At 41.7% G+C, this 15148-nt stretch carries 11 protein-coding genes and 4 tRNA genes; 10 read left to right on the top strand and 5 right to left on the bottom strand.

The features are described from left to right. Positions 1 to 141 precede the first annotated feature (141 nt). Positions 142 to 3108, bottom strand: coding sequence for a DNA polymerase I (gene polA / locus VLA57_RS05515; protein ID WP_333954522.1), 2967 nt, complete (start codon positions 3106 to 3108; stop codon positions 142 to 144). A 239-nt stretch (positions 3109 to 3347) separates the two neighbouring features. Further along, positions 3348 to 3761 (bottom strand): organic hydroperoxide resistance protein, encoded by a 414-nt coding sequence (locus VLA57_RS05510; RefSeq protein WP_333954521.1) that lies wholly within the window; start codon positions 3759 to 3761, stop codon positions 3348 to 3350. 286 nt (positions 3762 to 4047) lie between these two features. On the opposite strand from VLA57_RS05510, the gene VLA57_RS05505 reads away from it, so the two are divergent. From VLA57_RS05505 to rimI, 10 genes are all read left to right on the top strand, one after another. Next, positions 4048 to 4938 (top strand): hypothetical protein, encoded by an 891-nt coding sequence (locus VLA57_RS05505; protein ID WP_133105474.1) that lies wholly within the window; start codon positions 4048 to 4050, stop codon positions 4936 to 4938. A 157-nt stretch (positions 4939 to 5095) separates the two neighbouring features. Further along, positions 5096 to 6691, top strand: a complete 1596-nt coding sequence (locus tag VLA57_RS05500; protein WP_011512790.1) for a peptide chain release factor 3 — start codon at positions 5096 to 5098, stop codon at positions 6689 to 6691. Between the two features lie 189 nt (positions 6692 to 6880). Next, the gene (locus VLA57_RS05495) at positions 6881 to 7735 is read left to right on the top strand and encodes an RsiV family protein (RefSeq protein WP_333954520.1); all 855 of its coding nucleotides are present in this window, start codon (positions 6881 to 6883) and stop codon (positions 7733 to 7735) included. Between the two features lie 82 nt (positions 7736 to 7817). Next, positions 7818 to 8951, top strand: coding sequence for an FHA domain-containing protein (locus VLA57_RS05490; protein ID WP_333954519.1), 1134 nt, complete (start codon positions 7818 to 7820; stop codon positions 8949 to 8951). A 491-nt stretch (positions 8952 to 9442) separates the two neighbouring features. Further along, positions 9443 to 9518 (top strand) — tRNA-Thr (locus VLA57_RS05485). Between the two features lie 67 nt (positions 9519 to 9585). Further along, positions 9586 to 9669 (top strand) — tRNA-Tyr (locus VLA57_RS05480). Positions 9670 to 9754: 85 nt separating this feature from the next. Continuing rightward, positions 9755 to 9828, top strand: a tRNA-Gly gene (locus tag VLA57_RS05475). 117 nt (positions 9829 to 9945) lie between these two features. Then, positions 9946 to 10020: transfer RNA gene (locus tag VLA57_RS05470), tRNA-Thr, on the top strand. A 483-nt stretch (positions 10021 to 10503) separates the two neighbouring features. Beyond that, a complete protein-coding gene (gene tuf, locus VLA57_RS05465; RefSeq protein ID WP_011512793.1) occupies positions 10504 to 11694 on the top strand; it encodes an elongation factor Tu in 1191 nt (396 codons plus the stop codon). Between the two features lie 163 nt (positions 11695 to 11857). Then, complete coding sequence (rimI, locus tag VLA57_RS05460) at positions 11858 to 12334, top strand: ribosomal protein S18-alanine N-acetyltransferase (protein WP_333954518.1); 477 nt, start codon at positions 11858 to 11860, stop codon at positions 12332 to 12334. 85 nt (positions 12335 to 12419) lie between these two features. On the opposite strand, the gene VLA57_RS05455 is transcribed toward rimI, so the two are convergent. The 3 genes from VLA57_RS05455 to trxB form a co-directional block, all read right to left on the bottom strand. Beyond that, the gene (locus tag VLA57_RS05455; RefSeq protein ID WP_333954517.1) at positions 12420 to 12854 is read right to left on the bottom strand and encodes a MerR family transcriptional regulator; all 435 of its coding nucleotides are present in this window, start codon (positions 12852 to 12854) and stop codon (positions 12420 to 12422) included. 152 nt (positions 12855 to 13006) lie between these two features. After that, the gene (aat, locus tag VLA57_RS05450; RefSeq protein ID WP_333954516.1) at positions 13007 to 13831 is read right to left on the bottom strand and encodes a leucyl/phenylalanyl-tRNA--protein transferase; all 825 of its coding nucleotides are present in this window, start codon (positions 13829 to 13831) and stop codon (positions 13007 to 13009) included. Further along, a complete protein-coding gene (trxB, locus tag VLA57_RS05445; protein WP_333954515.1) occupies positions 13832 to 14854 on the bottom strand; it encodes a thioredoxin-disulfide reductase in 1023 nt (340 codons plus the stop codon). Between the last annotated feature and the right edge of the window lie 294 nt (positions 14855 to 15148).

Below are 15148 nucleotides of genomic sequence, written 5' to 3'. Positions count from 1 at the left end.
TTAGACTAAAAAATAATTTGGGAAAAAATAAGATAGGTTTATTATACCGACAATTATAATACGCGACTGTTTTTTTTAGTTTACACTGCGAGTGTCAAGTATCTTAAATAGCATTAATCCTACTTAGAATCTCCTTAAGAATCAATGCGCCTCATCCCAATTCTGACCACTATCCGTCTCAACCAATAGCGGCACTGCAAAGTTGACGTTCCAGCCTTTTTCAACCGCTGTTGCTGTTAAGACATCTTGCATAGCATCAGTAATCAATTGGCTTATCTTATCGACCTTGTCGGCATCCACTTCGAACACCAGCTCATCATGAACTTGCAGTAGCATTTTTGCCTGCTCTTTAGGTAGTACTTTGTCGACGGCAATCATAGCAAGCTTAATCAAGTCAGCTGCAGAACCTTGTAATGGCGCGTTAATCGCCGCCCGTTCAGCGCCTTGTTTGACCATGCGATTGCTATGATTGATATCAGGGGTATAAAGCTTACGACCCAATATCGTCTCGATATAGCCATGCTCATAAGCGCTGGCACGAGTATTGATCATATAGTCTTTGACGCCAGGATAGCGCTCAAAATACATGTCAATGTAGTCTTGCGCCTCACTACGGCTCATCTGTAACTGTTTGGCTAGTCCGAAAGCGCTCATGCCATATAGCAGACCAAAGTTAATGGCTTTGGCATTACGGCGCTCGGTTGCTGTAACCTCTGCGACCTCTTTTCCTAGTACTTCGGCGGCAGTAGCGGCATGAATATCTAGCCCTTCATTAAAGGCATGAGTTAGATTTTTATCACCTGAGAAATGCGCCATTAAACGCAGCTCAATTTGCGAATAATCCGCTGCTAATATTACTCGACCTTCTGGCGCAATAAATGCTTGACGAATCAAGCGACCAGTAGCGGTACGAATAGGAATATTTTGTAAGTTGGGATCAGTTGAAGATAAGCGCCCAGTACTGGTCAATGCTTGATGATAGCTGGTATGCACGCGGTCAGTCTTGGCATCTGCTACATTATCAAGCGCATCGGTATAGGTGCTCTTAAGTTTAGAGAGTCCGCGATACTCTAAAGTAATATCAACCAAAGGATGGTCGATTTTTGACAATACCGCTTCACCAGTAGAGTATTGACCGGTTTTGGTTTTTTTGCCACCCACGACGCCAAGCTTATCGAATAACATCTCGCCAAGCTGCTTAGGAGAGCCAAGATTAAATTCTTCACCGGCGACTTCGTACGCACGTTTTTCTAGGGCAATGATTTCTTCATCAAAGCGTTTAGATAGCTCGTTTAAAAACGGACGCCTAATTAAGATACCGTTTGCTTCCATTTGGCACAGTATTTCCGCTGTTGGGATTTCTAGCTCGTGTAGCAGCTTAGCGTTATTGGTATCATCAGCAAGCTTTTGACTAAACAGCTCAAATAATTGATAAGTAATGTCAGCATCTTCACAAGCATAGTCGCTAGCAATATCAATCGCTACTTGATCGAAACTCACTTGCTTAGCGCCTTTACCAGCGACATCCTCAAAGCTAATGGTCTGCGTTTGCAGGTAATGCCGTGCTAAATCATCCATGCCATGACGGGTAATGGCAGCATTGATTACATAACTGGCAAGCATCGTATCCATTGCCCAATTGTTGGGCTTGTCATGAATATTGCCTAAGAGGTTTATATCATAAAGGCTAAGAATATGGGCATCATACTTTAAATGTTGACCGATTTTACCGATGTTTGGGTTTTCTAAAATAGGCTTTAAACGTGTCAATACGGTATCGCGGTCGAGCTGTTTTGCTGTTAATTCATCGCCTTTTAGCGCATGAGTCAGCGGAATATAATAAGCTTCGTGTGCTTGCACAGCAAAAGACAAGCCAACCAATTCAGCCTGACGCCAATAGACACTCGTGGTTTCGGTATCGATAACGAAATGCGGTGCAGCTGCTAACAATTGAACTAAGTTGTCAAAGGCAGGCTCGTCTAAAATAGTATGCCATGCTCTATCATGACTTTTACTATCGGTAATATCACCGATGGTGCTTGATTGTAGGGATTTAGCGATTTGCGCTTGTGACTCGGCATCAGCCTGACTATGAGCAACACTTTGCGTGCCATGCCCATTAGCGTTGGCGGGGTGATTAGGGTGATCAAGTGACGCTAGCTCATTTCTAAATTCGAGCTCACTATATAGCTCACGTAGCTCATCGATGTGGGCGCAAGGATCGGTGTTTATTTTTAAATCTTGCCAGTCTTGCCCCACTTCTAAATCAGTGACAATGGTTGCCAGCTGCGCGTTCATCGGAATATCATCGGCATATTCGAGCAAGTTTTTGCCAGCACGCCCTTTGATATTGGCGACATTTTTGAGCATATTATCGATATTGCCATATTCGTTTAGCAAATCTTTGGCGGTCTTTTTACCAATACCGGGCACACCTTTGATACCGTCAGAGGAATCGCCCATCAAAGTTAAAAAATCAATCATTTGCTCAGGATTGATACCGAATTTTTCAACCACGCCAGCGCTATCAGTCATCTTGCCTGTGAAGCTATCTTCTAGTATGACGCAGTCATTAATCAGCTGCATCATGTCTTTATCTCCAGTTGAGATAACCACGTGATGCCCTTCGGCAACTGCACGATAGGCGAGCGTACCGATGATATCGTCGGCTTCTGCGCCTTCGATACGTAACAGTGGAATCCCAAGCGCGGTGACCAAACGATGAATATAAGGAATCTGCTCGGCAAGCTCGATATCCATTTTTGGACGATTGGCTTTGTACTCTTCTGACATAGCATGACGAAAAGTCGGTGACTTGGTGTCAAAACAAACGGCCATATGGGTTGGGTGATAGCGGCGCATCAGCTTTAAAAGTGCATTGAGCGTGCCACGTATTGCATTGGTGACTAGCCCTTGCGAATTCTGCATGGTTTTTGGCAGCGCATGATAGGTACGAAACAGATAATAAGAGCCATCGACCAAAATAAAAGGTGGCTGGTTTTTGTCCACATGCGTGGTGTCCATTGTCGCCACATTGGGCATCGTTGCAAAATTTGGTAGCGTATTGGGATTAATAGGCGAGTGGGAGTTGTGATCGTTGGCAGTCATAGAAAGTCACTTATCAGGTTTTGGGTCGCAAGTATTGGTCAGTAAATATTTTGCAGTAAGTATGGGGTGAAAAGATACCCTCATTATAACGATAAAAGCGCTGCGTGCCGAATAGATGATGAACGAATAGAATGTATAAACAGTTACGATGTGTACGACCTAAAATGATAATTCATAAAAAAAGAACCCAGATCAACTGAGTTCTTTTTATCATTGTAACTATTGTAGTTACTAGAAATTTATTTTAATTCTGAGGTTACTTCGCTATCAACATTACCATGGGTCGCTTTAGAATATGGGCAGACCTTATTGGCTTTCTCAACCAATTGCTGAAACTCATCCGCTGATAACTCTGTATTTTCACCGATAACGTGAATCTTAACGGCCAATTTAAAGTCTAGACCTTCACCTTTCTTTAAATCTACTGATACTTCAGTAGTAGAATCAAACTTTGCTTTTTCTGCCCCTTTAACGGCACCAAGTGCACCATCAAAACAAGCAGCATAGCCCATAGCGAACAGTTGCTCTGGGTTATTACCGTCTTTACCAGAACCGGGTGCAACCATATTGATGGTTAAATCGCTGTCTTGTACGCTAGCTTTACCTGCACGGCCACCAGTGACAGATGCTTTAGTCGAATATAGGGTTTCCATAATGTATCCTTTTATATAAATTGTTTTCCATCATTTCTAGATAGTATTTTTGAGTCTTGTTATAGCTAGCTATAAAATAGCCCATCTAGCATACCAGAGGACAAGGCAAGCTTTATATAGCGGCAGTAAAAGTATGATATGAATTTGTAAGTTTACCTTTTAAGTTTATGAAACAAAACCTAAGTTTGCTATAACTCATCGTTACAGTAGGGTAAACTAGGGACATAAAACAGAGATAACGTACTTGTAACGATTGATGCCAGCATTTTATAAAGGACGCCGGACGATGAATAAATTAATAATAACCCCTATTGCACTTTCATTATTGGCGTTTGCGCTGATAGGCTGCGGCGAGGGTGAAGATGCTATTTTTGGTTCAGGCGGTAGTAATGAGTTGACAATAAGTACTATAGAACGCAGCTCAAATGCGATTGCACGTATTGATACAACTTATAATACAGGCACTCGTAGTGTTAAAAAAAGCAATATTGTAGGTAGCTATAATCAAAACCCAGATGATTTAGATATGTCAGTAGTATTGGCAGATAAATTCGAAGGAACCCTTGAAGATAAAAACATAGAAGTGAAAGATCGTATTGTTAAACGTCCTATTTATGAGAAAAATAGCAGCAATAAACTCAAATTTGAAACCAGCTATAGAACACTTAATTTATCAGGTGTTGATGCACGTGATTATAATGCTGGTAATAGCTATGTAAATCGTCGAGGTATTTTTACCGATTTAAACAACTATACTAAGATACCGAGTAATATTGGTTTTCCGAGCGGCTCTGTATGTTATATCCCCGTGATCACTAGTGAGCGCTCGTTCTTCGTCTTTGATGCCAAGGATAAGACTGGATTTAGAACGCTAGACAACTGGGTTAGTGATGCTGAACAACGCTTTAATGATAAGCGTCAATCTAGTACGACTAGAATCAATATCGGTTCCAACAATAGCCAAAAGACAGCACAGGTTAAATTCTTTGCCGTTAATAATGACCCAGAGTATATCTATAGCGGTGTAGATTATGACAGCAGTATCTATGAAGCCGATTTTGTTGATAATGCTGCACCTATTCCAAATGAAGACAGCATACGTGGCGTAGTCGACTGTACGATCGTTAATAAAGTTGCCGCCGACTTTTTAGCCACGCAAATCACAAAATATTATTAAGCTCAAAAAGTCATAAACACTCTCTATTTGCTTGATAGAGAGTACTTTTTTATGCGCTAATTCTGCACCTTGACGTTAAATCCGCTACAATATGCCCATTGTTTACACTATTTATTTAGATTGATTTCTAAATGATACAACGTTGAAGCCAAAAATTATGAGCGTAGATCCAAAGAAATTAAATAAAGAAGTGGCCAAACGCCGCACCTTTGCCATCATCTCGCATCCTGATGCTGGTAAGACGACGATGACCGAAAAGCTGCTGCTATGGGGTAAAGCGATTCAAGTAGTGGGCGAGGTCAAAGGTCGTAAAACCGACCGCCATGCGACATCTGATTGGATGAGTATGGAGCAGGAACGTGGTATTTCTATTACCACTTCGGTCATGCAGTTCCCTTATAAAGAACATATGGTCAACCTGCTAGATACACCGGGTCACGCTGACTTTAGTGAAGATACCTATCGTACTCTGACCGCTGTAGACAGTGCGCTGATGATGGTCGATGGCGCAAAAGGTGTCGAAGAACGTACCATCAAATTGATGGAAGTTTGCCGGATGCGTGATACGCCCATCATCTCATTCGTCAATAAACTTGACCGCCAGATTCGTGAGCCGCTTGAGCTATTGAGTGAAATCGAAGCGGTATTAAAGATTAAATGTATTCCTGTCACTTGGCCTATCGGTATGGGACAGGATTTTGTTGGTGTCTATCATTTAACCGAAAACAAAACCTATTTTTATGAGAAAGGTCATGGCGGTGATATGACGGTCGCTGAGACGCGCGAAGGCTATGATTATCCTGATATCCGTGAGCGCTTGGGCGCTTTGATGTTCGCCTCATTTGAAGAGTCATTAGAATTGGTACAAATGGCGCTAGAAGATTTCGATGTTGACGAGTTTTTAGCCGGTGAGATGACACCCGTATTGTTCGGTACAGCGCTAGGTAACTTTGGCGTCAATATGGTACTTGATACTTTAATCAAATATGCGCCGCCACCAAAAGCGCATCCGACCAATGAACGTGAAGTAGCGGCGACTGAGACAACGTTTAGTGGTTTTGTCTTCAAGATTCAGGCAAACATGGATCCGCGTCATCGTGATCGCATTGCATTTTTACGTGTCTGCTCAGGCAAGTACGAAAAAGGTATGAAATTAAAGCATGTACGTTTGGGTAAGGACGTACGTATTGCTGATGCTTTGACCTTTTTAGCAGGTGACCGTGAAGCGTTGGAAGAAGCCTATCCGGGTGATATTATTGGTTTACACAATCATGGCACCATCTCTATCGGCGATAGTTTCACTGAAGGCGAAGAGCTCAACTTTACCGGTATCCCGCATTTCGCCCCTGAGCTATTCCGCCGTGTTATTCTAAAAGATCCGCTTAAATCAAAAGCGCTGCAAAAAGGTTTACAGCAGTTGAGCGAAGAGGGTGCAACACAGGTCTTTATGCCGCAGATTAATAATGATTTAATCTTGGGCGCGGTCGGTGTACTACAGTTCGAAGTGGTCGCCCATCGTCTCAAAGAAGAGTACAAAGTACAGTGTATCTTTGAGCCGGTATCGATTGCGACCGTTCGCTGGATTCATTGCGATGACGAAGTGGCGTTAGCCAAGTTTAAGCGCAAAGCCCATGACCAACTATCGCTAGATGGCGGTGGTCATCTGACTTATCTTGCGCCATCACGGGTGAACTTGCAGCTGATGCAAGATCGCTATCCAGAAGTGACGTTTAGCAATACGCGTGAGCACTAAAATCCATTATTCCACTTTGCTTAATCTTAAAAGACACGTTATCGTGTCTTTTTTATTAGCTTATCAAACAGCGTATTATTGATTTTAATCCCTATGATTGTAGAAAAAACACGAACAGTGTTCCTACAATATAGGACAAAGGTTACGGTAGAATATCAGTAGATCTTATAGATATATTAAAGAGGCTATATGAAAACTGCTAATCAACGTCCTATTATTGAGTCACAATCAGTCCAGCAATCTTCTACGGATGCGGGTAGGCTGCGTTTATTGTCAATAGTAAGTAGTGGGTTGCTGTTTGGCACGTTAAGCTTCTCAGCATATGCCGGTAGCCTTTTTAGTAGCACAGAGTATCTCGATTATCAGTTACCCAAAAAACTACAAGAAACCTGCACGGCGCGTGATAACTGTCCGGAGATTGAAGTTAAGTATCTTAAAACCAATCACAAATGGATAAACGATATCACCAATCAGCGTATCAATACGCTGGTTGTAAATAGTAAACCCTCTGAATCTGCGCCTATTACTACCAAAGCCACTCCAGCTGCTGTCAAAAACGCGCTTGATGGTTTTGCTGCCTCGCAATTGAATGAGCTACCGAGTGACAGTGCATTTGCCTACAGCCTAACGGTGACACCTGAGTATGTGGGTCATATTAATGATTTTGAGACGTTCGAGATAAGTTCATATGTCTTTACTGGCGGCGCACATGGAATGCCGTATAGCGAATATCTAGTGTTTGATCAGAAGACGAAAAAACAAATTAAACTGGCTGATATGCTGCAAAGCGGTAAAAAGCCACAGTTTAAGGCGCTTGCCTATAATGCTTATAAAGACTGGGTGAAAACGGTCGATAAAGATGTGAAAAACTACGAAAAAAATTGGCCATTTACCTTAAGTGATAACGTCACATTGACGGATAAAGGGATTGATATTCGTTATCAGCATTATGCTATCGCTCCCTATTCCTATGGTATGCCAGTGCTTAGCATTCCTTATAATAAGCTTAGCGGTATCATACAACCGCGCTTTATCCCTAAATAATATAGCTATAAACGTCAAATACAATAGGATGGATCAGCTAATGACCATCATGAATATTTAATAATAAATAAGGAGTCATCGCATGACAAACGATATTGATAGTATGAATGCCACAACGACCAATACATGGCAGTTGAATGCCTTGACAGAGGCACTTGGTGATCTGACATTAACGGTCACTGACAGCCTCTCTGTGGGCCGTGGTAGTGATAATGATCTGGTACTAGGTAGCAAGCAAATTTCACGCAATCATGCACAACTGAGTGTCTTAAACGGTCAGCTATATGTAAAAGATCTAGAGTCGTCAAACGGCACTTTTATTAATGATGAGCGTATCGCTGCCAATGAATCGAAGCAGTTAGCAGCAGAGGATACGCTTGGGTTTGCAAGCTTTATTTTTCAGGTAAGTAAGCCAGTGGCGGCTACTGTTATTCATGAGCAAGCAGTTGCAGATAAACCAACGTTAATGTTGAGCCCTGATACTGAGATAGCACCTATCGTTGAAGCAGAGCCAGTGGTTAAAGAGACTATAATCGAAGAGATATTACCTGTCGAAAATTATTTAGAAGCAATGCCTATTGATGCTGTGCAAGCAGAACCGATTGTTAGCGCTGCTCAAACAGATGAGCCAGTGATTAAAGAAACAGGCATCACTGATATCTTAGCCGCCGCAGATAAAGCCGAACCTGTATTGAGCGAAGTAGAATATAGTCCTACTGAAACTTCAAGTGTCCCTAGCGTGGCTGCTGAGCCCGAAGTAATAGATTATATCTCAACCGAAACTACATCAACGCCTTCTGCTCATCAAGAATCACTTGTAGAGCAGCCCGTCTTAGCTGATGAGCCTTTGCTACATAAAGACGCTGTATCCGAAACCCTTTCAGAAACGTCTCCTGTAAGTGAGGCGCCAGTCATTGAAGCAGCTATTGAGCCAGAGCATGACAAAACCACTAAGACGGCCTTGCAAGAAGAAGCAGATCCAGATGTACTGCGTGCTAAACAGGCAGCCACTTCACAGTTTTCGGGCACAGCCAATCTAGGTCAATCTCGCGATTTGGGTACTACAGGCAATAATGCGATGGATCAAGCACTGGATAACCCTGCCACTACTGGAGCAGTTGAAAAGAAACCGAGTGGTAGTTGGTTTATATGGGTGTTTGTCGCGATTATTATTATTGGCTTAGCACTATGGTTGTTTAATACAGGCATGGTATAGCCAATTTTTAACGAGAGAGCTATCTTTGTTTATTTAAATAATAAATTGGTCAACTGGTAAAAGTTGTAGTTGATTGGCTTTAAGATATTTTTGCTTTAAGAGATTAGTGCTATGTTAGGATAAATTTTGCATCGCTTTAAATAGTAATTTTATAGCGAACAAGTTTTGTCTTAGCATCGCAGGAATCACAAGTTTTAACGGTATCTTTTCAAAATTCTGCCGCTGATAAGTATTAGCGCTTGGCAGGTTTACACAATTATTGAATATTTCTAGCAATGAATAACCAATCTAAAGAAGTTAAGTGTCTAGGTTTTTTGACTAAAAGATAGAGCTTAAGAATAAGAGGATCAAAAGTCATTATTTTTGAGCAATAAAAATCCTTTTATAATCAGCTGTTTGAGATTTTTTATTAAAATAAAGCCAAAAATACTAAAAAAGGGCTTGCGCATCTCAAAATATTTGATAGAATAGCCACCACTTTGAGAGAACAAGCCGACTTAGCTCAGTTGGTAGAGCAACTGACTTGTAATCAGTAGGTCGCCAGTTCGATCCCGGCAGTCGGCACCATCTCTCTCAAAGTAGCTTTTTATGAATATGTCTTAAACTAAAGCCATTTTTGTTTAAAGCAACCTAAGGTGGGATTGGGGAGCGGTCAAACCCAACAGACTGTAAATCTGTCGCGAAAGCTTCGAAGGTTCGAATCCTTCTCCCACCACCATATTTTTCTAAGTTCGTCTTAGCGCCAAGCATACTCTATATCAATCCATGATTCTTTATTGGAGTCAATCCAGATAAGAGTAAATGCGGGTGTGGTATAATGGTAACACCTTAGCCTTCCAAGCTAATGACGCGGGTTCGATTCCCGCCACCCGCTCCATATATGTACCATTGCACAAATCATCAATACTCATCACGACAGTCAGTTATTATTGCTGTATCGTGATATTTTTTTTAGTGCAACTTAGTGGTTGGCAGCTGCAGTTGTTAAAAACATGCTCATATAGCTCAGCGGTAGAGCACTCCCTTGGTAAGGGAGAGGTCTTGAGTTCAATTCTCAATATGAGCTCCATTTATTGTTCCATTATTTATATTCGCTTTGCTAATGTTTGTCTGTAGCTCAGTATTGGTATCAAAATTATAAAATATCGAAAATTATACATACAGTGTGGCAGAGAATAATTCAAAGGTGACACTGAGGTGTTGCCTTTTTGCGCTGTCAGTTTATTAGTAGTTGTTATCTTTATCTAATAAAAGAGCTGTATAAAGAATTAAATGAATAAGAGTTAGATAAAGTAGTGCAATAGCAGTACTGTATATTAACTTGTCATGTTCAACAGATTAAAAAGCACGTATAATGCCCCTATTTATACGCTTAACAGCTAAAATATCGAATACAAAGATAGTATAGCGTTATAGCTAGTATTTTAATAAATATTGGTTTAATAGAAAAAACACAGTGTCAACGGTTTGATGGTCATACATCATAAGCCGTCAAACAGTTATTTACCGATCTTTGATTGGTAAATATTCACCAAAAAAAGAGGAAATACCCATGGCAAAGGCCAAGTTTGAACGTCTAAAACCACATGTTAACGTCGGTACCATCGGACACGTTGACCACGGTAAAACCACCCTTACCGCTGCAATCGCAACCGTAGCTGCAATCACCTCTGGTGGCGAAGCCAAAGACTACGCGTCTATTGACTCAGCACCAGAAGAAAAAGCACGTGGCATCACCATCAACACCTCACACGTAGAATATGACACCCCATCACGTCATTACGCTCACGTTGATTGCCCAGGTCACGCCGATTATGTTAAAAACATGATCACCGGTGCAGCCCAGATGGACGGCGCAATCCTAGTTGTATCAGCGACTGACGGCCCTATGCCACAAACCCGTGAGCACATCCTGCTTTCACGTCAGGTTGGCGTACCGTACATCGTCGTATTCATGAACAAGTGCGACGTTGTTGATGACGAAGAATTGTTAGAGCTAGTAGAAATGGAAGTTCGTGAATTATTAAGCGACTATGACTTCCCAGGTGATGACACCCCAATCATCCACGGTTCTGCGACTGAAGCCCTAAAAGGCTCACAAGAAAAATATGGTCAACCAGCCGTTGTAGAACTATTAAACGTTCTTGACACCTACATCCCAGAGCCAGAGCGTGACATCGACAAAGCATTCCTAATGCCAATCGAAGACGTATTCTCAATCTCAGGTCGTGGTACTGTTGTAACTGGCCGTGTTGAATCTGGTATCGTACGCGTTGGCGACGAGATCGAAATCGTTGGTATCCGTGACACGCAAAAAACCACCTGTACTGGTGTAGAGATGTTCCGTAAACTGCTTGACGAAGGTCGTGCAGGCGAAAACTGTGGCGTACTACTACGTGGTACTAAGCGTGAAGACGTACAACGTGGCCAAGTACTTGCTAAGCCAGGTTCTATCACTCCTCATACCAAGTTTGACGCTGAAGTATATGTATTGTCAAAAGAAGAGGGTGGTCGTCACACACCATTCCTAAACGGCTATCGTCCACAGTTCTATTTCCGTACCACTGACGTAACTGGCGCAATCCAATTACAAGACGGTACTGAAATGGTTATGCCTGGTGATAACGTTGAGATGGGCGTAGAGCTTATCCACCCAATCGCTATGGACAAAGGTCTTCGCTTTGCTATTCGTGAAGGCGGCCGTACTGTAGGCGCTGGTGTTGTTGCTAACGTATTGAACTAATACTTAATGCTGTCAGAGTAATCTGATCTTCGTTAATCATTAGTCAAAAGCCATCCTCGAAAGAGGGTGGCTTTTTTTTGGGTATGGTTTGCTAATAGAATGACAGTGTCGACAATCAACGATAATATAACTGATATTAAAGCCAACAAATAAAGGGGCGCTGATGTTAGATATAAAGATGCTATTAGATGAACCAGATAAGCGTAAAGAAATGGTCGAAGCAGTTGCAGCTGTTGAAGCTATGGTTCAGCTACAAGACCCTTGGACATCTCAAACAATAGCTGACCTGCTCGAACAGGATAGTATCAGTCTGATGGTTGTTACTGATAATTCTGCAAACGAATTGGTTGGCTACTGCTTATACCAATTATTGTTTGAGCAAGCAGAGATTTTACGCATTGGCACTCATCCTGATTATCAGCGTCAAGGTATAGCATCACGAGTTTTTATTAGACTAGATGAGGCGTTAAAGGCCAATCAAGTAGAGAGTCTTTTATTAGAAGTGCGGGCAGACAATACTGCTGCGATCGCGTTATATGAGCAGCAAGGGTTTACTGTGATTCATACACGTAAAAGCTACTATCAAGCAGCGCATCAACCGGCAGTCGACGCGCTAATCATGCAGCGTATTTATAATTAATCTTAAAAAATATTAGTAGCTTTTATTGTTTGAGATTTAAAACAATAACAAATATAAAATTCGGTGTGGTATCGAGGTTTCCTTATCAAGATAAAGGCAGTGTCTTTTTACACACGTCAATGTCGAGTTTATAATCACTATCAGCCTTCATATGCTGAAGAATATCAATGCGTTCGGTCAACATCTCTATCATCAAACTGATGGTCGTTTGTTGTTTTCTGATTTGAATCAGTTTTTGCTGGGTAATGCTCAGCTGTAAGTCAATATCAAGCTGCCCATCATAATAATCATTGAGGCTGTCTTTGATTTCAGTCAGGGTAAAGCCAATTGCTTGCGCGCTTTTAATTAATTCGATACGTTCAACACATTCTGGATGAAACTCAGTATATAGCCGCGAACCTGCCTGACGCTTACGCGATTTTAGTAGTCCCAATTGATCATAGTGACGAATCGTATCTTTAGTGGTGTTGGCTTTGGTTGCCAGCTTACCTATTAATAAAAAAGAGGTATCAGGTGCCATAATATACTCATGATCGTTATAAGTAAGTTACTGATTTATGAAAATATTGCTGATTAAACGTAATAGTATTAATCATACGTACTCAATCGAGTCGCGCTATTTTAACTATCGATTAGCCAGATCAACTTTAGATTTTAAAATAAAGTAATAAACTAGAGGTTTAATTGCCAAGGTTGCAAACTCCCTAACAGCGGTACCGCTAGAGGCTTATGCGAGTTTTTGTGCCAATTATCTGAACTATTAGATATTAATATATCTAGTTGAGCCAAAAACTCAGTACGTGACAAGGTAATAGCACCTAAACTCATGAGATGATCGTTAGGGAGTTGACAGTCGACAAGATTAACATTGCTTTGCTCACATAAGCGCATCAAGCCCCAAAATGCTAGCTTTGATGCATTAGAAGCGATATGGAACATCGATTCACCAAAATAAATACCACCTATTTTTAAGCCATATAAACCACCAACGAGCGTGCCTTTATCATCCCAAACTTCAATACTATGCGCGAAGCCTTGAGCATGTAGCTCGCTATAGGCTTCAATCATCTCATCATGAATCCAAGTATGTTCGCCTTCAGGCTGACTTTCATTAAGATCGTCATTAACGCCATTACTACGCGGTAAACTACAAGCGTGTATGACTTCATCAAAAGCTTGATTCAGCGTCAACTGCCAACGACTACGGTTTGCTTGCTTACGTAGCGATTTACTCGGCTGATAGTCTGTCGGCTGCATCACACATCGGGGTTCAGGGCACCACCAAGCAATTGGCTCATCGTCATTAAACCAAGGAAATAGACCCTGTGCGTAAGCAGAAATCAGCGTCTCAGGAGCTAAATCTCCCCCGATAGCCACAATACCCATACCTTCAGGATCTACTATCGCTGGCTCTGGAAAGTCATAACGCCCAAGACTCTTGATATGTTGAACAAAAGCCTCAGGCGTTATGCGAATATTATTAACAAAATCGCTCATTTACGCTTCTTTGTCAGCTGTCAACGTTGAAGCATAAGTATGATCTTGAGCGACCGTTTCGCCTATTGCATCTAGGTACTTTTCAGCATCAAGTGCTGCCATACAGCCCGTACCAGCAGAGGTGATCGCTTGACGATAGACATGATCTGCGACGTCACCTGCGGCAAAAACACCTTCGATACTGGTTTGGGTAGCACTACCATTAAGCCCGCTGTTGACGATCAGATAACCGTCTTTCATCTCTAACTGACCTTTAAATAAATCAGTATTCGGCTTATGACCAATGGCGACAAACATACCAAACACGTCCAGTTGCTTGGTGCTGCCATCAATCATAGATTCAATAACAACGCCATTTACGCCCATATCATCACCAACCACTTCTTTTACGCTGTAGTTCCACTCGATTTTGACATTACCATTTTCGGCTTTTTCAAATAGTTTATCTTGTAGGATTTTTTCTGAGCGTAAGCTATCACGACGATGGACTAAAGTGACTTCAGCTGCAATATTTGATAGATACAGCGCTTCTTCAACGGCCGTGTTACCACCACCGATAACTGCCACTTTTTGGTTTTTATAAAAGAAGCCATCACAAGTTGCACAAGCAGAAACGCCAAGACCACGGAATTTGGTTTCTGACTCTAGACCTAGATACTGTGCTGATGCGCCGGTTGAGATAATAAGAGCATCACAGGTGTAATTGCCATTATTACCGGTCAGCTCAAAAGGACGCACATTTAAATTCACAGCATTAACATGATCATAAACCAGTTCAGTACCAAAGCGCTCGGCATGGGCTTTCATACGCTCCATTAATGCAGGACCAGTCAAATCATGTGCATCACCCGGCCAGTTATCAACTTCGGTCGTCGTCGTGAGCTGTCCGCCGACTTCCATACCGGTGACCATAACAGGCTTTAGGTTGGCGCGTGCTGCATACACAGCGGCAGAATAACCAGCAGGACCTGAACCTAAAATAATGAGTTTTTCGTGGCGTGGAGCAGTATTGTCAGTTGCCATAAGATTTCCTTGCTAGAGCAATAAAAGTGAAAGGGTTCAACGTTAAAATAATAAGTAGATATTATAAAAGATAAGCGTAAAAATGACGACGTATCTGGTTATTATGGTTGCTATGTGATAATAACATAAGGGCTAAGAGCAAAAAGTGCAAGTTTGCTAAAACAAATATGGGTATCATTAGAACTAAAGTATCTGAAGCTTGAAGTTTTAGTACCAAAAATGAGCCCATATTCAAATATAGTCAGTGAAAAGTGATATATAAACATCACGTACTGCTGGTATTAATTTGTCTTG

This window comes from Psychrobacter sp. S4(2024) (assembly GCF_036861305.1).
GTDB classification, from domain to species: domain Bacteria; phylum Pseudomonadota; class Gammaproteobacteria; order Pseudomonadales; family Moraxellaceae; genus Psychrobacter; species Psychrobacter cryohalolentis.
This window is presented reverse-complemented; position numbering and strand designations above follow the sequence as displayed.

Bases quoted from the DNA above. Each gene is read 5' to 3' on its own strand.
- polA (WP_333954522.1), bottom strand. From the start codon at position 3,108: ATGACTGCCAACGATCACAACTCCCACTCGCCTATTAATCCCAATACG.
- VLA57_RS05510 (WP_333954521.1), bottom strand. From the start codon at position 3,761: ATGGAAACCCTATATTCGACTAAAGCATCTGTCACTGGTGGCCGTGCA.
- VLA57_RS05505 (WP_133105474.1), top strand. From the start codon at position 4,048: ATGAATAAATTAATAATAACCCCTATTGCACTTTCATTATTGGCGTTT.
- VLA57_RS05500 (WP_011512790.1), top strand. From the start codon at position 5,096: ATGAGCGTAGATCCAAAGAAATTAAATAAAGAAGTGGCCAAACGCCGC.
- VLA57_RS05495 (WP_333954520.1), top strand. From the start codon at position 6,881: ATGAAAACTGCTAATCAACGTCCTATTATTGAGTCACAATCAGTCCAG.
- VLA57_RS05490 (WP_333954519.1), top strand. From the start codon at position 7,818: ATGACAAACGATATTGATAGTATGAATGCCACAACGACCAATACATGG.
- tuf (WP_011512793.1), top strand. From the start codon at position 10,504: ATGGCAAAGGCCAAGTTTGAACGTCTAAAACCACATGTTAACGTCGGT.
- rimI (WP_333954518.1), top strand. From the start codon at position 11,858: ATGTTAGATATAAAGATGCTATTAGATGAACCAGATAAGCGTAAAGAA.
- VLA57_RS05455 (WP_333954517.1), bottom strand. From the start codon at position 12,854: ATGGCACCTGATACCTCTTTTTTATTAATAGGTAAGCTGGCAACCAAA.
- aat (WP_333954516.1), bottom strand. From the start codon at position 13,831: ATGAGCGATTTTGTTAATAATATTCGCATAACGCCTGAGGCTTTTGTT.
- trxB (WP_333954515.1), bottom strand. From the start codon at position 14,854: ATGGCAACTGACAATACTGCTCCACGCCACGAAAAACTCATTATTTTA.